Source organism: Deltaproteobacteria bacterium (genome assembly GCA_016709225.1).
Classification (GTDB): domain Bacteria; phylum Myxococcota_A; class Polyangia; order Nannocystales; family Nannocystaceae; genus Xiheibacterium; species Xiheibacterium phototrophicum.
Genome location: JADJEE010000002.1, coordinates 344,022 through 363,852, shown reverse-complemented (window position 1 = coordinate 363,852; position 19,831 = coordinate 344,022). Strand labels below are relative to the sequence as shown.

Here is a 19,831-nt window from a genome sequence, read left to right as displayed (position 1 = left end):
AGGTTCATGGCGCAGGTCGGAGAAGTCATCTGTGGCCTCGATATCGGCACCACCAAGGTCGCCGCGATCATCGGCGAGGTCACGCAGAACGGGGTCGAGATCCTCGGCGTGGGTACCAGCCCGTCCGACGGTCTGCGGCAGGGCGTGGTGGTGAACATCGAGGCCACCACCGCGAGCATCCAGGCCGCGATCGAAGAGGCCGAGCAGATGGCGGCGGCCGACGTGCAGTCGGTCTTCGTCGGCATCGCCGGCGGTCACATCCGCGGCTTCAGCAGCAACGGCCAGGTCAGCATGCGCTCGCGCGAGGTCGAGGACGGCGACGTCGCCCGCGTGATCGAGCAGGCCAAGGCGGTCAACATCCCGCTCGATCGGCAGATCATCCACACCGTGCCGCTCGAGTACATCATCGACGGTCAGGGCCAGATCCGCGATCCGATCGGCATGAACGGCGTGCGCATGGAGGTCCGCGCCCACGTCATCACCGCCGCGGTGACCAGCGTGCAGAACATCGTGAAGTGCTGCAACCGCGCCTCGCTCGATGTCGTCGAGGTGGTGGTCGAGCCGCTCGCCAGCGCGATGGCGGTGCTCCACGAGGACGAGCGTGACCTCGGCGTCGTGATGATCGACATCGGCGGTGGCACCACCGACATCGCGGTCTACTACGAGGGCAGCAACGTCTTCACCTCGGTGATCGTGCTGGGCGGCCATCGCATCACGCAGGACGTCGCCCACGGGCTGCGCACCAGCGTGCCCGAGGCCGAGGCCATCAAGCGCAAGCACGGCTGCTCGCTCATCAGCATGGTGCAGGACGACGAGGAGATCGAGGTGCCCGGCGTGGGCCCGCGACCGCCGCGATCGTTCAAGCGTCGGTTCCTGGCCGAGGTCATCGAGCCGCGCGTCGAGGAGATCTTCTTGATGGCGCAGCAGGAGCTGCTCGCCAGCGGCTGCGCCGACCTGGCCGCCAGCGGCCTGGTGCTCACCGGCGGCGCCGCGATGATGGACGGCATGCTCGAGATCGCCGAGGACATCTTCCAGATGCCGGTGCGCCGCGGCGTGCCGACGGCGACCGGCGGCAGCCGAGCGCGGCCCGACGCGCGCCTGGCCGAGGGTGGCTTCGCGGGCGTGATCGCCGACCCGAAGTACGCCACCGGCGTGGGCTTGGTGCTGTTCGGCGCCACCCACGAGCCGATGCGCGCGGTCGAGACGCCCCGTCGCGTGCGCGACGAGGGGCCGGGCATCGCCCGTCGCTTCGGCGCCTGGGTCCGCGAGATGTTCTAGCTTCGCTCGGCGCTGGCGGCTGCGAGCGCGTCGCGCAGGTCGAGCGCGCGGGCACGCCGGGCCAGCGCGATCACGGCGAGGATGCCGGTCGCCGCTGCGCCGAGCGTGATCGCGACGCCCAGGAGAAATCCAGCGGCGTCGGCCGTGTCGTCGCCGAGCATCGCGAGCGTGAGGCCGAGGTCGAACAGGCCGTGACCCAGCACCGCGATCGCGAGGCCGCCGACGAGGCCGGGGCCGACGCCATCGAGATGGCGGCGCGCGGCGAAGTAGCCCATCACGGCCGCGTAGGTCGCGTGGTTGGGTACCGACAGGCACGCGCGCGCGACGAACAGCGCCACGAACTCGTGCACGTCCTTGGCGGTCAGCGAGTACGCCATGTTCTCGACCAACGCGAAGCCGAGGCCGGCGCGCGCGCCATAGACGATGCCGTCGATGCGCTCGTCGAACTCCACGCGGTGCCGCATCAGCCAGCGCAGGCACAGCGCCTTGCCGGCCTCCTCGGGCAGCGCCGCGACCACGAAGCTGGCGAGCACCCCGGTGCCGAGATTGTGACCACGGGCGGGCAGGCCGGCGACCACCATCGCGAGCTCGAGCCCGAGCACCGGGACGATGGTCAGCGCGCCGAGCAGCGCGACGCGGCGCAGCAGCCAACGCGGCTCCGCGCGTGTGCGGTCGAGGCGATCGACCAGCAGCATCATCACGACCGCGGGCACGGCCCCGAGCGCGGCGAACACCAGGCGTAGCGCCAGTGCGCCCATCGGTCAGGCCCGTGCGGCTGGGGTCCGCATGCTGCCGCCATGGTAGCCCGCCGACCTGCCACTTGGGGGCCGCTCGGGCGCTTGCGCGGCGGCGACGAGGTGCGCGACGCTTGCCGCCACCGATGCAGCACACCGAGCACACGTGCACCGTCGCCGATGGCACCGCCTTGCACGTCGACGTGTGGCGCAGCGCCGAGACTCCGCGCTTCGTGATCGTCATGGCCCACGGCGGGGCCGAGCATGCCGGGCGCTACGCGCAGCTGGCCGGCGAGATGGTCGAGCACGGCGGGCTGGTGATCGCGATGGATCACCGCGGGCTCGGTCGCTCGACCGGCACCCGCGGTCACGTCGAGCGCTTCGAGGACTACGCCCACGACATGCTGGCGATCCTGCGCGAGCGGGCCGCGGCGCTCGATCCGGCGCTGCGGCCCGAGGCCCTGCCGTGGTTCCTGTTCGGCCACTCGATGGGCGGGCTCATCTCGCTGGTCTATCTGCACGAGCACGAGCGCGATCTGCCGCTGAAGGGCGCCATCATCTCGAGCCCGCTGCTGGGCCTGACCATGAAGGTGCCGCCGATCAAGCTCTTCGCCGGCAAGCTCGCCGCCCGCATCGCGCCCAAGCTGGCGCTGCCCTCGGGCATCCCCGCCGACGCAGTCTCGCGCGACCCCGAGGTCGTGGCGCGCTACGTCGCCGATCCCTTGCGCGTGGGGGTCGTGACCGCGGGGTGGTTCGCGGCCATGAACGCCGCGATCGCCCGTGTCGAGCGCGAGGCCGCGAAGATCCGCCTGCCGTCGCTGTGGTACGTCGGCACCGGCGATCGCATCGTCGATCACACCACGACCCAGCGCATCTTCGGCGCGCTGCCCGAGGCCAAGACCCGCGACCAGACGCTGCGCACGTTCGAGGGCTACTACCACGAGCTGCACAACGAGCCCGCCGAGCTGCGCGCGCCGATCGTCGCGATGATCCGCGACTGGATCGACGCGCACGTGGTCACGTCGGCGGCGCGCTAGCCGGTGGAGCACGCGGGTCGCCCTGCGCGACCGCGTCGCCAGCATCGGCGGGGCGCTGGCTAAGGGCGCTTGCGCGACGCTCAGGATCCATCGGGCCTGCGCTCGACGCTCGACCACGTGAGGCGGAGCGTCGCCGTGCGTGAGCCGGGGCGTCGCGCGGTCATCACAGCGTCAGGCCGTGGTCGCCGTACAACACGAAGTTGGCCCAGTCGGGGCGCCCTGCGCCGAACAGGCGCGCACGGGCGTCGCGGACCGCGAGCCCGAGGGTCAGTCCGCGCAGCAGGCCGCCGTAGGTGCCGAGCGCGAAGTCGCGGGCCGCGTCGTCGTTCACGACGAAGCTGGTGCCGAGCATCGATCGCACGCCGCGTCGCAGCAGCCCTTCGGCGAACGACCACCGCGCCGCGGTCGGAACGACGGCCGGCGTGGCGGACGACGGGCCGCGCAGCCGGGTCGATTCGCAGGCCCCAAGCACGACCAGCCGCGGCACGTGGGCGTCTTCGACGTGGGCCGCAGTGAACACGCCGTCGGCGAGCTCGAGACCGCTGCGCTCTGGGGCGGTCGGATCGAACCTCGCGTGCCCGGCATAGTGGAACACGTCGAAGGCCCCCGTGCTCAGGGCCGCGGTCACCGCGTCGAGCGTCGCGGCGGGGCCTTGGAACGCGACGAGGTCGACGTCGCCGCGGGCCGCCATCGCCGTGCGGACCGCCAGCGCCTCGTCGCGCGCGCCCTCGAGATCACCCGCGGCATCGAACACCAGCAGGAATCTCAGTCGGCCGCTGCGCCGCGTGGCGGCGGCCGGGGTGCCGACCTCGTCACCCAGGGCGATGCGACGGGAGAACGGCACGGAGGTCGCGGGTGTCCAGCTCGGGTCGACGCTGGCGAGCGCCTCCCACGGCAGCGAGGCGGCGACGTCATCGACCAGCAGCGAGAGCAGCCCGTCGCGCTCCGCACAGAGCTCGCGCTGCACGCTCTCGGGCAGCAGACGCTCGAACAGCAGCTGTCCGCGCGCGAGCGCCTCGTCCATCGTGCACACACGCGTACGCAGGATCGTCCAGGTGTCGGCGTCGATCGGACCCGAGCTACCGCCGGGCACCGCCGCGCCGAGGTCGTCGCGGAACAGTCGCGCATGGATCACGCCGGGGGTTTCGTCCGTCGGTGCGCGGCCACCGAGGTGCAGCAACGTGCGGCGTGGCGGCGCGCTCGGGAGTGGGCCCTCACGCAGCTCCTGGAACGCGCCGGCGGGCAGCGCTGCGCGCAACTCTGCCACGCGCCCCCCGTCGATCTCGCAGAACGTCACGATCGCAGGTGCTCCGGCGCGATCGAATCCGCGGCGCATGGCATCGAGGGCCGACGAGACCGCGATCCCCAGCGTGGCGCCGAAGATCGGGCACGCCAGCGACGTGAGCCCCAGCCGCGCGCACGCACCACCGACCGCGGCGGCCGCGTCCTCGATGGCGGCGACCGACAGCGGCGCGCCGGCTTCCGGTAGCTCGAGCGTCGCCACGATCACGTGGCGTCCCGCCAGCGCGGCGCCGTGCACGGCGACGACCTCGACGCCGCGAGCCAGCACGGCGCGCCGCAGGCGACCGCCGCAGCGGGCGTCGAGCGCAGCCGAGGCGCCGACCGGCTCCAAGCCCGGCGAGAGCGTCACCCCGTATGCATCCACGCCGGCGATCGAGGCGATGTCGCCGTGGTAGCAGCGCAGGCGGATCTCGCCGGCCGGCGCTGCCCGCCGCCGCAGACGTGACACGCCGGTGAACACCAGCTGCGCGAGCTCGACTTCGTCGGTCGACGTGAACAGCGTGCGGTTCTCGGCCACATCGAGCCCATTGGGCCACGCGCTCGCATCTCCAGCGATGAAGCGTCGCCAAGCATCGCGCACTCGCGCGCGTAGATCCGCCTCACGCAAAGGACCACTGGTTTCGATCAGCAGCAGATCGAGGTCGGCATCCGAGCGGGCGGCGAGCTGCAGCCGCGAGGCCTCGAATCGCTCGCGCAGGTTGGCCACCCGCGCATCGACGGCCTCGACCTCGGGGCCATCGTGGTCGAGGTCGAGCCTGCGTGCGAGCTCGCCCGCATAGCCTCCAAAGCCGCCCAACAGATACAGCGCGCGATGGGCCTGGACGGTGCGGTAGGCCTCCTCGAGCACGCCTGGCCACGCGCCGTGGTAGCCGCCGTCACCGTCTTCGATGCGCGGGCGCACCCGCCCACCGAGCACCAGCCGCGCCTCGGCCATCTGCGACGAAGCGCGACGCATCGCGAGATGCCACAAGCAGGAGCGGACCTCGACGTCGTCGCACGCCTCGGCACCCACGGGCGAGGCGACCTCGTACGGCTCGTACTCGACGATCGCGTCGCCCGAGCGGCGGCCCTCGGCGAGGAAACACAGCAGCCGCGGGCGCCCGACGAGGCCCAGTCGGCGGTGTGCCTGGAGCAAGAAACCGAGGCGCTCGGCGAAACCACCCCGGCGGAAGTCGCCGCCGAAGCACACCCGCGCGCCACTGTGCACGCTCGCGAGCACGATCGCCGCAAGGGCATCCTGTGCGTGGGTCTGCGTGAGCCCTGCGCCGATCACCAGCTCGTCGATCGCCGGGAGGGTCGGACTCGGTGAGAGCGAGAAGGCGAGTGTCATGCCACACAGCGGCGGTGCAGTGTCGCGGTCGAGGAGTACGCGTCCGAACAGCGTGCTCGGGGTTGCGATGCGTACGTCGGGCCGCAGCGCCCGCAGCACGTCGCGCTCGGCCTCGGGCATCGGGGGATCGGGATAGACCACGAGGGCGCGGGGGTCGGCCGAGAGGTCCAACAGCTCCGGTCGACGCGACAGCACCGTGCTGTCCTGGGGCAGCCCCGCCAGCTCGAGCGCCGCGCGCCCGAATGCGAGAAAGTGATGGTGCTGCAGCCATGCCTGCACGCAGCGGCCCGCGACCTCCCACTCGCGTCCGGCCTGCCAGTGCACCGTGCGGTGGTTGCCGGCATACGCGGAGGCTCGCGGCTCACCGGCGGTGGTCGCGAGGACCGTCAAGATGGGCACGCGCTCGCTCTTTGCGACCAGTAGCTCCTCGGTGCACCACGGGCTCTCCGACCAGGCGTCGGTGCGAATCACCAGCAGCAGCGCGTCCCGTGGCGACGAGCGGAGCCGCGACCGCAGCTGCTGCGCGCGGGCCTCGTCGCGATCGTTGAACTCGCAGCGCATGGCGGTGCGGGTGACGAGGTGCTCGTGGAGACGCGCGGCGAGGTGATCATTCGCGAGCTGGTCGACGGCGGCGTGGCTGATCGAGATCTGCGGACACGCGTCGATACCCGCCGGTCCGAGCAGTGCGCGCGCGACCTCGATGCCGACGTGGACCCCGAGCGACCACCGTCGGTCGTCTTCGCTGCGCGCTTGCGCGGAGAGCTCGATCGTGCGGCCGCGCACTGACGACAGCGCGTCGAGCCAACGGGGGTCGAGCACGACCGGCACGAGCACGAGGTCGTCGCCGTCGTTGGCCGCGAGCTGCTCGATCGCGGCGCGAAACCCGGCGTCGGCATAGCCGGCCGATGCGAGCATCGCGACCACGACACGCACGCCGACGGTGGCCAGCGCGCCGACGCGCAGTGCCTGGACCAGGCGGATCGCGTCGCATCCGATACGGGTTGCGATGCCGAGACCCGGCCGCAGCACCGGGTCGTCGCCAGGCGGCCGATCGAGGAACTCGTATAGCTCGCGTGCGAGCGGACCCACCGACTCACGGTCCCGGTCGGACCAGCACAGTTGCACCTCGAGGGGTCGTACGAACATCGTGGACCTCGCGATGTTGGGTGCAGCGGGCCCGCTAGTCCAGGAATACGGCCTGGTCGGCGCTGGCGGGGGCAAACACGGGGCGCGACGGTGACCGGTTCGAGGGGTCGCTGGCTGCAATCGATGCTCGCACTGCGTCGCGCACCGCGACGTTGGTGATGCCGCGCGCCGCCGTGGCCAGCACGGCCGCCAGGTGGTGCGTGAACTCGCCGCGGATTTCGGTGTCGTAGCGACACTCTCGGGCGAGCGAGCCGGCGAGACACGCACCGAAGACGACCGGTGAGGCCCCGCCATCGCGGGTGCGCGGCACGTCGGTCATGCGGTGGACACGACGCAGCACTCCGGAGCGCACGGCCTCGGACCACCGGCCCTCGATCGTCGCGAGGCTGCGCGCCCGGACACCCTCGTCGCCCGCGTTGATGGGGCCGCGCACGACGTCGCGTGCGGCCAGGCCTCCCGCGAAGCAACAGTCGAAGATGGCAGTGATGCCAGCGCCGCGCGCGATGGCTTTGGCGAAGAGCTGGTGCAGCTCGGTGTCACGGATTGCGCGCGACGGGTCCTCGCGGCTGAAGTCGTGCGGGCAGATGGCTTCGTGGTAGTCGACGGCGCCGGTCTCATCGAGACCCTCGCCCGTGTCGGCGACCTGGGTGCCGTGACCGGCGAAGTAGAACAGCAACCTGTCGCGCTCGCGCGCCGCCGAGACCAGCTCGTCGAGCGCGGCGAGCACCCCGTCGCGGGTCGCGGCGCGATTCGGCAACGTCCGCGCTAGCAGTTCGAACCGCTCGCAGATTACCGCGCGCACCAATGCGACGTCCGCCGCGGGGCCGCGCAGGTCTGCGGCGGGACAGCTCTCGACGCCGACGAGGAGGGCAGTACGCATCGTGGCAAGCGGGTGTCGCGAGCGCCGTTCGCTACAGAGTCGGTCGCATCAGAACCACCCGGAGCGCTTGCGGCGGAAGGTGCATGTCGGTGATGTCGAAACCGGTCGATGCGGCGTCCGCACGCAGGTCGAGCTGGACACCCGCGGCGCTTGGTTGCCAGACCGCACTGCAGCTGTGCCCCGCGGTCGTGCACAGCGCCATGCGAACGTTCTGCTCACCGACCGCGCCGCCATCGCCCGCCACCACCACCAAGGTCGCGCTCGGCCCGGTGGTGCGAAGCTCCCGGACGATCTTGCCGTTGTGCTGGTAGCTCGTCCACGGCTGCGTCGGCGGGGGCAGTGGCGACGGCACGCGATTGACCAGCGTCAGCACGCGGTCGTCGATGTCGGCGGTCTTTCCGTCCATGTAGATGATGCGGTAGTTGGGCATCTCGACCTCGTGCCGTCAGCGCGTGAGGGTGATCTCGATGTTGCCACCGCCGCTCGCCTCGAGTCGCGTCGCGTGTTGGGCGTTGGCACCCGCGGGCAGTGACATCGCAAGCGTGCCCTTGGTGGGCGACTCGGCCGTCCAGCGCGTGGCGACCGGCAGCCCGACACTGGGGCCCCCGCCGCCGAAGCACAGCTGCACGGGCAAGCTGGTGCCGCTCGCGACGACCTCGACCCGGGCCTCCGAGGCCTGACCCATGGCGAAAGCGATGGCGTCGATCGGCCGGTCGCGGTGACGGTAGTCACCGTCGACGACCGCGACGATCGTGATCGTGTTGTCGCTCGCGCTGAAGCTGCTTCCATCTTGGTACGTGACCGTGAACATATTGGCGTTACTCGTGGTCTCGTGGCCTGCGATGCGCGCCCGGGAGCTGCCGTGCGAGGCGGCCGAGCGCTTCGATTGCGAGGGCGTCGCTGCCGCTCGCCTGATAGTATGCGACAGCGCGCTCGAGATGAGTTCGCACCGAGCTCGCGCCGCGGTGGTTGGCGAGCTGCGCCTCGGCCAGGTGCCACTCGATCTCCGCGATGAGATCGGCGGGCGCGGCCTCGCCGAGTGCCTGCGCCGACGCGAGCGCGCCCGCGAGCTGCTCCTCGGCGACCATGGGTCCGTCGAGCAGGAGTGCCGCGTGGCCGAGCCCGCCGCGCGCGTACGCCCGCTGCACGTCGTCGCCGTCGGCGAGCGCGCGCTCGTGGTGGGTTCGGGCGTTCTCCGGGCGTCCGAGCCGAAGCTCCAACCAGCCGAGGTTGTTCTCGATCGCAGGCAGGGTTGCGTCGTCGTCGAAGTGCGCGCGCTCCAGCGCATACTCTCGATGCACGCGTAGTGCGCCCTCCCAGTCGCCGCGGGCGAGTTCGACCCGCGCGAGCACGGCGAGCGCGCTGCCCCGCTCGCGGTGGCCCTCCGGGAGGTGCTCGCGCTGCAGGTCCCAGGCCGTCGCCGCGAGGCGACCCGCGCGGTCGAGTTCACCGCGCAACAGAGCTACCTCGGCGTGTAGCGTGGTGATCGTGGCGATCACGTCGTCGTTGTGGCCGGACCCGAACTGCATGATCTCTGCCGCGCGGGCCAGCGTCGCATCCGCTTGCGCGAGGACATTCGGGTCACGGCTGCGGTCATAGCTGGCACGGGCAATCATCGCCCGCGATAGCAGGATCGTCGCGACGCGCGGGTGGAGCGGGCCGAGTCGAGCGATCGCGAGACGCTCGGCGCGTTCGTACAGGGTACTCGCGGAATCGGTGCCGCCAGCATCCGCGTGCGCGTGCGCGAGCAGCAGCCACGAGGAGATCCAGCTGGGATCATCCGCCGCTACGCTGTCGCCGAGCTCGGACAGCGCGAGCTCGTGTCGCGCGACGGCCCCCGTGGCATCGCCACCGAGGCGTAGCAGCAAGCCCTCGACGTGGAGCTGCTCGGCGCGGGTGCGGGGTTCGGGGCCGAGTCGCGTGGCGGCGACCTTGGCCGCGCGGGCGTTCCGCCACGCGCGGTCGAGATCGCCGAGATCGGTGGCGGCCACCCACGCGGCGCGTCGCCACGCCTCTGCGGCGAGGTCGTCGCGTCCGGCGGCAACGCTGGCGTGCGCGGCGGACTCGAGGTCCTGCAGTGCGTCGGCGTCCCGCGCGAGCGCGTCCGCAGCGAGGCCTCGGACCAGGAGTGCCTCTGCGACGACCGCCGCGGCGTCGAACATGCGGGTCGCTCGCATCGCCGCCTGGGTGCGCGCGTCGGCTTCGGCAAAGCGGCCGGCAGCGAGGTCGAGTCGCGCGCGATCGAGGTCGGCGAGCACCGCCGCGGCCTCATCCGCCGCGACGGGGTCCAGCCTGCCGTCGGTCCTTCCTGCGTGGCACTCGGCGGCGTCGCCGACCACCTCGAGGAGCGCATCGGCGCGCGTGCCCTCGCCGTGGTTCGCAATGAGTTCGGTGGCTCGGTCGAATCGCGCCGTGAACCGTCGCAGGCAGTCCAGCCGGTGCTCATCGGATGCGGCGGCGCTACAGGCCACTTCGAGCTCGCGGTCGGCGGTGGCGGACATCACGTCGAGCCGTGAGAGCACCGCCGCGGCAGACGATGCCGGCAACGTGTCACCGCCGCCGTGCAGCGCACGCGTGACCGCCTCGCGCCGCGCGCTGCTCCATGCAGGAGGCGAAGGCCCGTCCACGTCGTCGCAGCCGGGAGCCCGCCCAGCGCGCGCGCCTGCGAGTGCTGCGGGGACGGTCGCGAACAGGGCCACGCCCGCGACCACCGTCTGCCGAAGGCGCGCCGGCCCGCGAAGGGCGTGGATCAGCGCCTGCATCGACGGCCACCGATCGCCGGGCCGCGGTCGTAGTCCCCGCCGAATCACGTGATCGATCCACGTCGGGCAGCGCTTCGCGCCACGCCGCGCGGGCATCGGCGCCTGCTCCACGGCCATCGAAAGGCAATCCGCAGCGGTGTACGGCAGGACGCCGTGGAGTGCCTCGTGAAGCGCGGCACAGAAGGCGTACTGATCGGCCGCGGCCTCGACGACGCCGCCGAACAGCTGCTCTGGTGCCGCATATCCGACGGTCGCACCGTCGGCTCGAGTGACGCGCAGCGTCCCGGCGCCGAGCGACGGCTGCTCCGAGGTCGAGCCCCGCGCGATCCCGGGGCCGCCGGCGAGGCCGAAGTCGAGCACGCGCGCGCGGCCATCGACGCCGACTCGTACGTTCTGGGGCTTGAAGTCGAGGTGGAGGATCCCTCGGTCGTGGGCGGCCGCCAGCGCGAGCGCTGCGTCGCGGTACTTCGCCAGGACCTCGGGCCATGAGCGGTCGCGCTGCCACGCGTCGAGCGACGCTCCCTCGACGTACTCCATGACGATGAAGGTGCCCTCCGTCGCGTCCCCAACGTGGAAGACTTGTACGACGTTGGGGTGGTTGAGCTGGGCGAGCGCGTGTGCCTCGCGACGCAGGGATGACGCCTCGCGCCCCACCCGTTGGCGATGGAGCAGCTTGATGGCGACCCGGCGATCGAGGCTCGGTTGCGCCGCGAGGTAGACGTTGCCGAAGCCGCCGCTACCGATGCGCCGCTCGAGTACGTAGCCAGCGATGACGACTGGGGGATGCTCGACGCCGAGGCTGCGGAGGTAGTCGACCGCGGCGACCCGCGCGTCGAGGTCGTCGTGCGGTGCCGCCGCGACGAGCTTCGCTGCAGTGGGGTCGTGGAACCGACCGTCGTCCTGGCTTGGCGCCACCACCAAGGAGTGTCGCAGAAACCCGAAACTGATCCCGATGATCCCCCGTTGCCCGGTGGCGTCGGGCCGCCCGCGACCGACGAGCGGGTCCCAGGATTCGTGTGGCTCGACGTGGTACCGTACGGCCCGCCATGACCGCCGCCGACGACCCGTGGGCGCAGCTGCTGGATGTCCGGCAGCAGGCTTGGGCCGCGGGGGTCCTGGCGGTGTTCGGACGCGTCCGTGGCTTCTTCGTGAACAAGGTCGGAGACGACGCCGACGAACTCACGCAGCGAACGTTCACCCGCGTGCAGCAGATCCGCGAGCGCTACGATGGCCGCGGCAGCGCGCGCAGCTTCGTGCTGGGCATCGCCCACCTCGTGCTGCTGGAGCACCTGCGCGAGCGGTACCGGCATCAGGTCGAGCCGCTCGAAGACATCAGCATTGCCGCCGTCGATCCGCGCCCGTCGTCGGTGCTCGCTCAACGCGCCGAGCAGCGTCTGGTACTGCAGGCCCTGCGCTCGCTGACGCTCGAGCACCAGACCGTGCTCGAGCTCTACTACTGGGAAGACATGTCGGATCCAGAGATCGCCGACGTGCTCGCGACCAACGCCAACACCATTCGCGGCCGACGTACCCGGGCGCGAGAGCGACTGCGCCTCGCCCTGGCGGCCATCGATGGTCAAGCGGGCGCCGTCGAGTCGACCTCGACCGACCTCGAGCGCTGGGCGCGGAGCATCCGCGAGCAGCTCGGCGCGGCGACCTGACGCCGCCTCCGGGGCGGGCCGGCGCACCTGTTCGACGAGCGCCCCGTGCCACAGGGCGCGTGCATGCATGGGACCACGGGCCGCAGCCGACGCGACCTTTCACGTGCCCCTGCGGATCATTTGCCGCGCCGCGCGACACTCCCTCGACGGACGCTCCATCGCCCGTGACTCGAGAGGCGAGGTACGGTCGAGCGTACGTGCTCCCAGATACTCGAAAACGCAAAGGTTAGACCCATGGACGAAATCACTCGTATGGTCGCGTTTCGTAGCGCGGCACCACTCAAGGCACCCTCGATCTCCATCACGACCAACACAGAGTTGCAGGCGCGAGTCATGGAGCGTATCGCAGAACGCGACCCAGATCTTCGCGGCAGCGTAGCAATGCTAGTGAAGCGTTTTCCGGAGGCAGTCGTCGACCGCTGGGAAGGCGACTTGTGGCGCCTTGATGAGCTTGTCGCGGCATTCAAAGCCACGCGGCTGGCGCCGAGCGCACTGCTCGGGTTCGTCCGGTCGGAGTTTCAGAACCTGCTGCCGCTCTTCAGCGATCCTGCGGCATGGGCACGTGCTCGCGACCGCGTGTGCGACACAGTTCTCGTCGCTTACGTGATGCTGCGTCGCAGCCCAGTTCCGCTGGCCGCGGCGGTTCGAGCACTGCGGGCGCTCGAGCTGATCAGGCTCATCGCGTTCAACGGCGCGAACCTGTCCGGCGAGGACGTCGCTGCCCAGGTGGAGGACCCAGTGGTCGCCCTCCCGCTGATCGCTCCAGCGACGGGCGAAGTGCCGATGAACGGAATCATGGACGTGTTCTCGCTTCGCCATCATGTGATTGCGTACCGGGCGCACGAGATCAAGGCCATCGAAAACGTCATGGCAGGCGAGACTCGAACGCTCGAGACCAAGGAAACGATGACTTCAGAGTCCGAGCGAACCGAGGAATCGGAGAGCCAGACCGAGACGAGTGAGGAGACAAGCGTAGTCGATCGGTTCGCATTCAAGCAGGAGATCGAGTCGAAGTCGAAGGAGCAGTTCGGCGTGAAGGCAGGGCTCGACGTGGGCTACGGCGGGGGTGGCTTCCACATCTCTGCCAGTACCAGCATGGATTTCCAGCGGTCGAAGGAGACCGCGGTGAAGAATGCAAGCGAGGTTGCAAAGGAGGTGACCCGCAAGAGTGCGTCCAAGCTCACCGAGCGGGTGAGTTCGTCGCAGCGCAACCGTCTCACGTTTACACGGAAACGGGGGGAAACGCACGTGTCGACTTCGCCGGGCCCCGAGCACGCGGTTGGTGTCTATCGGTGGGTCGATGCAGAACACGAATGCGGCCTATTCTTCGAACCAGGGCGGATGATCGTGGATGCGATGGTCCCTGAGCCTGCAGCGTTCCTGAGATGGATCGAGCGAACTCAGCGCCAGGCCGCGCCATCGCAGGCTCCGCCGCCCTTCGTCAAGGCAGACGCGAGCGGCGCGATGGTGCCGGTCATGCCAGTCGACCTGGCGATGCTGCCAAGCGGCAATGACGGTGCGACGGAGTACTACGGTAAGTGGGCCGCGACGTACGGCGTGCAGGGGCTCATGGGCCCGGAACAGCTGACGTTGTCGCTCTCGTCGGCGCACGTGGCCGCAGCGGACGGTGATAGTGGATTTATCGTCAAGGGCACCCTCGAGATTCCCAGCGGGTACGAGGCGACTTCGGCGGTCGTGACGGGGACGTTTCGCAATCCCAACGCGGATCCATCTCCGTTCTTCGTCGCGGTCGGAGGAATACCGCAGATCTTGGTCTTCGCGGATTCTTCGGACAAGAAAACCCAGACGTTCGCCAGTGACCGATTGTCCTTCTTTCCGCGAGTGCGCGGAACCATCGCGTTCGAAGCTCACAGTGAAGCAAACAAGGTAGACGGCTCGGTCGTGGTTCATGTCGAATGTGCCATGACGCCAGAGGCTCGAGTTGCCTGGCAGGACAAGACGTTTGCGGCGATCCTCGCGCAACTGCGAAAGCTGGAGGCGGAGGAGCGCGAGCGAGAGGCCGCGCTGGCCTATGCGCCGGCGGGGATGGGCCGCTTCGCCGCGAGCACTCCTGGTCGATGTCGCCAGATCGAACGCGAAGAGCTGAAACGGTCCCTGTCCGCCATCTTGCTGCGTCGCCGCCTCACGGACCTCGAACTTGGTGCGGTGTCGCCCGAGAGTGATGGCGCGGCGAGCGTGCCGTCCAACTACCCCGAACCCGACGTCGCGAAGGCGCAGAGCGACGGGGCCGTGGCAAGGTTCATCGAACAAGCATTCGAATGGGAGCAGATGGGATACGTATTCTACCCCTACTGCTGGGGACGTCGCACGACCTGGCCCGCGAGTGCCGCGGAGACGCATGAAGACGCGGCGTGCCAGGCCTTCCTGCGGGCGGGCGCTGCGCGGGTCGTAGTTCCGGTGCGCCGCGAGTTCGAATGGCGAGTTCACTATGTACTGAACACCGGAAATCTCCCGGACTCCACGCTGCTTCCATCGATTGGAGATCCGGCGTATCTCGCACTCTCAGCGGAGCTGGAGGCGGCGTTCGCGCAACCGATGGATGCGCCGGTTCGCGATGAACTCGGAAATCCGGTTCGCTGGCGGGTCACCGTTCCCACGGATCTCGCAATCGTCGAGTCAGGGCTGCCGATGGATCTCAAGGTGTGGGAGTAGACGAGGATGTCTCTCACGCGAGCTGCATTGGCGGCAGGAGAGCTTCCGCTCGTGCTGGCGGGCCCAATCCTCAGGCGCGCCGATGTGAATGGAATCTACGTGTGGCTCGCGACGAGCCGGCGCCCAAGCTATGTCTCGGGCGAGGTGCGTCGGCCGCCTACGTATGGCGTCATAGGTCGGAGCGAGCCGGACGTTCGCGCGGTTCACGGGTTCGGCGGCCGCTTGTTCATCACGTTGCTGCGCATCGCGCCAATCGACGGTGAGTTTCCGCGAGGCGTCGTTCTGGTCTACGACATCACGATCGAAGGGCGGCGTCTGGGCGACATGTTTGTCGCCTCAGAGATCGCGTATCCGGGATTTGCGCTGCCGAGTTTCGTTCTGGCGGTCGAGGGCGGTGGTCTCAACCTCGTCCACGGGTCGTGTCGAAAGCTTCACGGGCGCGGGGAGGATGCGATGACGCTGATAGATGCGGAGCTGAAGCGAACGGCTGATAGACCCGCGCTTCGCCCGTCCCTTCTGTGTCTCACAGGCGATCAGATCTATGCGGACGACGTCGCGGAGCCGCTCGTCGGGCATATCAGGGCGCTCGAGGAGGCGCTCGGACTAGTCGAGCGGTTGCCTGACGGAAGTCCGAGTTGGTCGCTGACCTGCGGTCGCGTCGAGCGATTGATGAAGGCGCCCGGGCGCGGAACCGTGGGCGAGAAGGATGTCACGAAGCCGGGGTTGACCTCGACCGAGATGCGCAATCAGGCGCTGTCATTCGGACAGTTCGTCGCGCTCTACCTGTTGGCGTGGGGGCCTGCTCTCTGGCCGGGGGAGGCTGGCCTCTCGGCGCCGACGTGTCGCGCTGCGCCCGCGGAGCGCGGGAAGGTGAAGGCGCAACTCGAGGCGCTGAAGGATGCCGAGAATTCCGCGGCGGCGGTGCAACGCGTTCTCGCAAACGTTCCGTGCTATATGATTTGCGATGATCACGAGGTGTCGGATGATTGGAACATCGACGCAATTTGGCATGCTCGTGTCCAGAACAACGCCTTCATGCAGCGTCTGGCTGCGAACGCATTGGCCGCGTTCTGGTGCTTTCAGGCATGGGGTAACGATCCAGAGCGATTCGGTGGTAGGCTGGACACGGTCCGCGAACACCTTCGAGTTCCCTCGGCAGGGACGAGCGCAGCGACGCTCGTGGGGTACGAGTGGTCGTTCGTCACCCCGGAGGGCGTGGTGTTCGCGGATACCCGTACTCGCCGCAGCTTCGACGCGTCCGAGCCGAAAAAGCCTGGTGGACTGCTCGACGCCGCGGCGGCGGCGTCTCTCACGAAGGCACTTGCCGGGACGCCGCGCAAGGCACCGGCCATGCTCGTCCTACCGGCGCCGGCTTACGGTCCGCCCGCGGTTGACCTCGTGCAGCAAGGAGAGGTGGTCCTGACGGGTGTCGGTTACAAGACGGACGCGGAGGGGTGGAGTGCGCAGCATGGGCACGACACCCTCACGGAGGTGTTCACGAAGGCGGGTGTGCAGAGCGTCCTGCTGCTCTCCGGTGATGTCCACTTCGCCTACGTTAGCCGCGTGATGTCGGGGATGGTTCCAACGGTGCAGTTTACGTCGAGTTCATTGAAGAACCAGCCTTCGCGGGCCGAATGCGAGCTGCTCGCACGCTGGATCTCCGGTCGCAAGGACGGGCTCGCGGTGGGTCTCGAGGTCGAGTCCTTCGACAGGGCGGCGTTCGTACAGTTGTTCCGCATGGCACTGGCGAAGCCGCAGGCCCTCTTCAAAGTCGTGGTCAGCATGCGCGACGTGATCGAGGCGCCGACGGGGACGAGCGAAGCTTGGGTGCGCGGGGAGAACAACATCGGCGTCGTGCGGCAACGCGCGGGCGTTCTCGACCTTCAGATTCGCCGCATGGAAGGCGGAAATGTCGCCTATCGCTACGATCCGCGCACGTTACTTCGTCTTCGGTGAAGTCGCGTGCCGCCCCGCAGGCGAGCACTGCCTACCGTGCCCCGCTTTCACCGCACCAGTCGCAGCACGATCGGCGCCAGCATCACCAGCAAGAACAACCCGCCGACGAGCAACACGATCACGCCCTTGATCGCGTACACCACGTGCAGGCTGCCGACCGCGCGCTCGATCTCCCGATAGTCGCGCGAGCCACCCGGCAATCGCGACAGCACCATACCCGCCTGCAGCGTCAGCGCCGAGAGCAGCCCGGGCAGGCCCGCACCGAGGGCGATCGAGATCAGATCGGCGCGGTACGAGGCCAGCAGGCCCACGACGGCGGCGACGAGGCCGATGACACCGGCGACGCGCATGACCTTGCCCGCGCCGACCAGCAGCGCGCGCTCCTCGGCGAGCAGGGCCTCGTGGGAGCGGGGGCCTTCGATGCGGTACGGATCGCTCATGACCACCCCAGCGCGACGGCGTTGCGCACCAGCATCAACACGCCGAGTGCGAGGTCGAGGACGAACACCGAGCGCAGCCGCGAGAACGCCAGCTGCAGGTGGTCGTGGGCGTCGTCGGCCTCCTCGCCGATGTCGATCAGATGCTCGGCCGCCGACTGCAGCCCGAGGCCCTGGCGGAACAGCAGCAACAGCATGACGACCCACATCGCCAGCACCAGGCCATCGGCGCCGTCGTAGCGCAGCTGCACGAACACGCCGGCCGAGACCACCATGATCGCCAAGGCCAGCCCCGCGCACGCAGCTTGGACCAAGCCGACCAGTCGCATCCAACGGGCGAGCCGACCACCGCGCTCGCGGAGGCCATCGGGCACGGGGTATCGCACCAAGGCCACCTCGCCGGTGTCGACCTCTCGCATGTGCCCGAAAGCCTAGCACCCATGCCGCCGTTGTCCCGGCCTGGCCTGCGCGCCGGCGGTTCGCGCGGGGCCGCGCGGGGGCGGACCTGACCCCGAGGGTCAGCTATCGGCGTCGGTCCTGTGCCGTTACGCTGCGCTCGTGGCTCGCTTCCATCCCGTCCTCGCCGTCTTCGCCCTGTGTGCCTGCACCACGCCCGAAGCGTCGCGCGACGCACTGCGCAGCGCGGTCGCGCCCCCGCCCGACGACTACTGCATCGAGCCCACCGCAACCATCGATCCCGCCTACGCCGTGCCCACCAACGTCGGCACCGCCGGGCACCTCGCGGGCACGCTCACCGCCGATGGCGAGCAGCTCGACTTTCGCGGCGGGTCGTCGACGAAGTGGACCGCCGAGTTCGCGCAGGAGCTCGGGCCCGACGCCGCCGCGATCCAGCAGGCGGGCTACGCCGATCTCACGGTCCGTGGCCGCACCTTTCGGATCATCAACGCCACGACGCCGACGAACCGCCGCGTGCTCCCCGGTGCGACGGTGCTCGACATCGGCGCGCGTGCGTTCGACAGCGTGGAGTTGCAGCAGACGTTCAAGGTCACGCGCACCAGCGCGGTCACCAAGCTGGACCTCACGCACGTCGGCGTCATCGATGCGGCGGGTGCCGTCGCCGGCGTCGATGCCGGCTTCGATCTCGCGGCGCCGCCGACGAACTGCATCGAAGAGGCGTTCGTGCGCTTCGGTCCGATTCCCTGGAACATGCCGGAGGTCCACGTGCCCCAGCTCGTGTCGTGCAGCCAACAGGAGTGCGTGATGACGAGCGAGGCGTGGATCCGTGCCCACCATCACGCGTGGCGGCTCACCCAGATGATGGAGCTGCTCGCGGGGGTCGGCAGCACCTACCGTAGCTTCCTGTGGGGGCAGCCCGGCATGGACGAGAACTGGGAGGCCATCGACTTCACCAATGGGGCGTCGAGCCCGCGGTACTACTTCGGCAACTACAGCGACGCGCGCTTCACCGCGATCCGCGACGCCATCAACGGGTTGTGGTGGTCGTTGTACTTCGGCGGCATCGGTGGCCATGCGTACGAGATCAAGTGCGAGGCGACCTCGCAGAACTGGTACGGATCCCACCTCAACATCGGGAAGATCCGAATCTCCGACAACGCCTTCAACGACGTGAACCTCACCGCCCTGACACCCCAAGATGCGGTGACGCACACGCTCACGCACGAGCTCATGCACCATCGCTACGTCGATCTCAGCGGCATCAACACCCTGCTCGTCGACACCCAGTATCACGCGCATGGCAACTCGTGCCTCGAGTCGCCCAAGACGGAGTGGCATCTCGGTCTCGACGAGATCCGACACCTCGCGACCTACGAGGCGTTCGATCACGAGGCGTGCCGGCACCGCGAGAAGGCTCTGCGCGCGCCGGATGCCTATGCGCTGTTCGCGATGCACATCGGCGAGTCGATCCGCGACGGTCGGCTGGCGTACTGGCCCAAGCCCGCCGATCCGACCCCGGTGGCGCCGGAGTGCGTCGGGGACCCCGGTTGCCTGTGCGAGACGACGCCCTCGACCGAGTCGGCGGGCCCGGACGGTGACGGTGGGCCCGACCTGTACTGCCCCGACCACGAGGGCGAGACGACGTGTCAGCTCACCGAGGTGAATGCGAGCGACATCGTCGGCATCTGCACGCGCTGCGACGACGTGCGCGGCCCGGGCTGCACCTGCGACGAGCAGCTCGAGTGCGACGTGGGCGTGTGCTGGGGCGCGGACACGATGGGCGGTGCCACGGGGCACTGCTACCGCGATCCGCCGCCGGACTACCAGTGCCTCGCCGATTGCGGCGAGCTGTTCAACGACGACTTCGCGTGGTGCTTCCGCTACCCGGGCAACGCGCACTGCATGGACTTCTACTGCGACAACATCCTCGCCGAGGTCTGTCACGAGCAGGGGCTCGTGTGCCGCGACGGCGCGTGCATCCAAGAGTGCGGGTATTACGATGCGGCGCTGCAGCACGTGGTCACGTGCGCGGACCTTGGCTATCCCGGCATCTTCGAGTGCGACGGCTCGCGCTGCGGCGTGCCGTAGGGCGCGGATCGGGGCGTCGCGGGGGGCTTGGACAGCGGAGGCGCACAGGAATCGAACCTCGCACCGGACGCCGTCGAGAACACCGAAGAGGATCGCGTGTTCTGGCGTTGCCGGGCTCTGGGTGGGGCTC

General features: G+C 69.5%; 14 protein-coding genes. 6 read left to right on the top strand and 8 right to left on the bottom strand.

Features of this window, described 5'->3' with window-relative positions:
* Positions 1 to 6 precede the first annotated feature (6 nt).
* Positions 7 to 1,278: a cell division protein FtsA gene (gene ftsA / locus IPH07_15730; protein ID MBK6918842.1), complete on the top strand. Its 1,272-nt coding sequence runs from the start codon at positions 7 to 9 to the stop codon at positions 1,276 to 1,278.
* On the opposite strand, the gene IPH07_15725 is transcribed toward ftsA, so the two are convergent.
* Positions 1,275 to 2,036, bottom strand: a complete 762-nt coding sequence (locus IPH07_15725) for a PrsW family intramembrane metalloprotease (protein ID MBK6918841.1) — start codon at positions 2,034 to 2,036, stop codon at positions 1,275 to 1,277. The genes ftsA and IPH07_15725 overlap by 4 nt on opposite strands.
* Before the next feature lie 122 nt (positions 2,037 to 2,158).
* On the opposite strand from IPH07_15725, the gene IPH07_15720 reads away from it, so the two are divergent.
* The gene (locus IPH07_15720; GenBank protein ID MBK6918840.1) at positions 2,159 to 3,049 is read left to right on the top strand and encodes an alpha/beta hydrolase; all 891 of its coding nucleotides are present in this window, start codon (positions 2,159 to 2,161) and stop codon (positions 3,047 to 3,049) included.
* 163 nt (positions 3,050 to 3,212) lie between these two features.
* Here IPH07_15720 and IPH07_15715 read toward each other — a convergent pair whose 3' ends face one another.
* The 5 genes from IPH07_15715 to IPH07_15695 are packed head-to-tail and all read right to left on the bottom strand — an operon-like array spanning position 3,213 to position 11,384.
* On the bottom strand, positions 3,213 to 6,827 hold the full coding sequence (locus IPH07_15715) for a CHAT domain-containing protein (protein MBK6918839.1): 3,615 nt from the start codon (positions 6,825 to 6,827) through the stop codon (positions 3,213 to 3,215).
* Between the two features lie 34 nt (positions 6,828 to 6,861).
* A complete protein-coding gene (locus IPH07_15710; protein MBK6918838.1) occupies positions 6,862 to 7,707 on the bottom strand; it encodes a caspase family protein in 846 nt (281 codons plus the stop codon).
* A gap of 31 nt (positions 7,708 to 7,738) precedes the next feature.
* The gene (locus tag IPH07_15705; protein ID MBK6918837.1) at positions 7,739 to 8,137 is read right to left on the bottom strand and encodes a hypothetical protein; all 399 of its coding nucleotides are present in this window, start codon (positions 8,135 to 8,137) and stop codon (positions 7,739 to 7,741) included.
* Positions 8,138 to 8,152: 15 nt separating this feature from the next.
* Positions 8,153 to 8,518: a hypothetical protein gene (locus IPH07_15700; protein ID MBK6918836.1), complete on the bottom strand. Its 366-nt coding sequence runs from the start codon at positions 8,516 to 8,518 to the stop codon at positions 8,153 to 8,155.
* Positions 8,519 to 8,525: 7 nt separating this feature from the next.
* Complete coding sequence (locus tag IPH07_15695) at positions 8,526 to 11,384, bottom strand: protein kinase (GenBank protein ID MBK6918835.1); 2,859 nt, start codon at positions 11,382 to 11,384, stop codon at positions 8,526 to 8,528.
* A gap of 131 nt (positions 11,385 to 11,515) precedes the next feature.
* Between IPH07_15695 and IPH07_15690 the strand changes: the two genes are divergently transcribed.
* The 3 genes from IPH07_15690 (at position 11,516) to IPH07_15680 (ending at position 16,759) form a co-directional block, all read left to right on the top strand.
* A complete protein-coding gene (locus IPH07_15690; protein ID MBK6918834.1) occupies positions 11,516 to 12,130 on the top strand; it encodes a sigma-70 family RNA polymerase sigma factor in 615 nt (204 codons plus the stop codon).
* A 234-nt stretch (positions 12,131 to 12,364) separates the two neighbouring features.
* On the top strand, positions 12,365 to 14,803 hold the full coding sequence (locus IPH07_15685) for a hypothetical protein (GenBank protein ID MBK6918833.1): 2,439 nt from the start codon (positions 12,365 to 12,367) through the stop codon (positions 14,801 to 14,803).
* Positions 14,804 to 14,809: 6 nt separating this feature from the next.
* Complete coding sequence (locus IPH07_15680) at positions 14,810 to 16,759, top strand: hypothetical protein (protein ID MBK6918832.1); 1,950 nt, start codon at positions 14,810 to 14,812, stop codon at positions 16,757 to 16,759.
* A gap of 47 nt (positions 16,760 to 16,806) precedes the next feature.
* Here the strand turns inward: IPH07_15680 and IPH07_15675 are convergent, their stop codons facing one another.
* The gene (locus tag IPH07_15675; protein MBK6918831.1) at positions 16,807 to 17,199 is read right to left on the bottom strand and encodes a hypothetical protein; all 393 of its coding nucleotides are present in this window, start codon (positions 17,197 to 17,199) and stop codon (positions 16,807 to 16,809) included.
* Positions 17,196 to 17,615, bottom strand: coding sequence for a hypothetical protein (locus tag IPH07_15670; GenBank protein ID MBK6918830.1), 420 nt, complete (start codon positions 17,613 to 17,615; stop codon positions 17,196 to 17,198). Before IPH07_15670 ends, IPH07_15675 begins: the two co-directional genes overlap by 4 nt.
* Before the next feature lie 139 nt (positions 17,616 to 17,754).
* On the opposite strand from IPH07_15670, the gene IPH07_15665 reads away from it, so the two are divergent.
* Complete coding sequence (locus IPH07_15665) at positions 17,755 to 19,701, top strand: hypothetical protein (GenBank protein ID MBK6918829.1); 1,947 nt, start codon at positions 17,755 to 17,757, stop codon at positions 19,699 to 19,701.
* The last annotated feature ends 130 nt before the right edge of the window (positions 19,702 to 19,831 follow it).

Excerpts from the sequence above, each read along its gene's own strand:
- ftsA (MBK6918842.1), top strand. The coding sequence starts at position 7 with ATGGCGCAGGTCGGAGAAGTCATCTGTGGCCTCGATATCGGCACCACC.
- IPH07_15725 (MBK6918841.1), bottom strand. The coding sequence starts at position 2,036 with ATGGGCGCACTGGCGCTACGCCTGGTGTTCGCCGCGCTCGGGGCCGTG.
- IPH07_15720 (MBK6918840.1), top strand. The coding sequence starts at position 2,159 with ATGCAGCACACCGAGCACACGTGCACCGTCGCCGATGGCACCGCCTTG.
- IPH07_15715 (MBK6918839.1), bottom strand. The coding sequence starts at position 6,827 with ATGTTCGTACGACCCCTCGAGGTGCAACTGTGCTGGTCCGACCGGGAC.
- IPH07_15710 (MBK6918838.1), bottom strand. The coding sequence starts at position 7,707 with ATGCGTACTGCCCTCCTCGTCGGCGTCGAGAGCTGTCCCGCCGCAGAC.
- IPH07_15705 (MBK6918837.1), bottom strand. The coding sequence starts at position 8,137 with ATGCCCAACTACCGCATCATCTACATGGACGGAAAGACCGCCGACATC.
- IPH07_15700 (MBK6918836.1), bottom strand. The coding sequence starts at position 8,518 with ATGTTCACGGTCACGTACCAAGATGGAAGCAGCTTCAGCGCGAGCGAC.
- IPH07_15690 (MBK6918834.1), top strand. The coding sequence starts at position 11,516 with ATGACCGCCGCCGACGACCCGTGGGCGCAGCTGCTGGATGTCCGGCAG.
- IPH07_15685 (MBK6918833.1), top strand. The coding sequence starts at position 12,365 with ATGGACGAAATCACTCGTATGGTCGCGTTTCGTAGCGCGGCACCACTC.
- IPH07_15680 (MBK6918832.1), top strand. The coding sequence starts at position 14,810 with ATGTCTCTCACGCGAGCTGCATTGGCGGCAGGAGAGCTTCCGCTCGTG.
- IPH07_15675 (MBK6918831.1), bottom strand. The coding sequence starts at position 17,199 with ATGAGCGATCCGTACCGCATCGAAGGCCCCCGCTCCCACGAGGCCCTG.
- IPH07_15670 (MBK6918830.1), bottom strand. The coding sequence starts at position 17,615 with ATGCGAGAGGTCGACACCGGCGAGGTGGCCTTGGTGCGATACCCCGTG.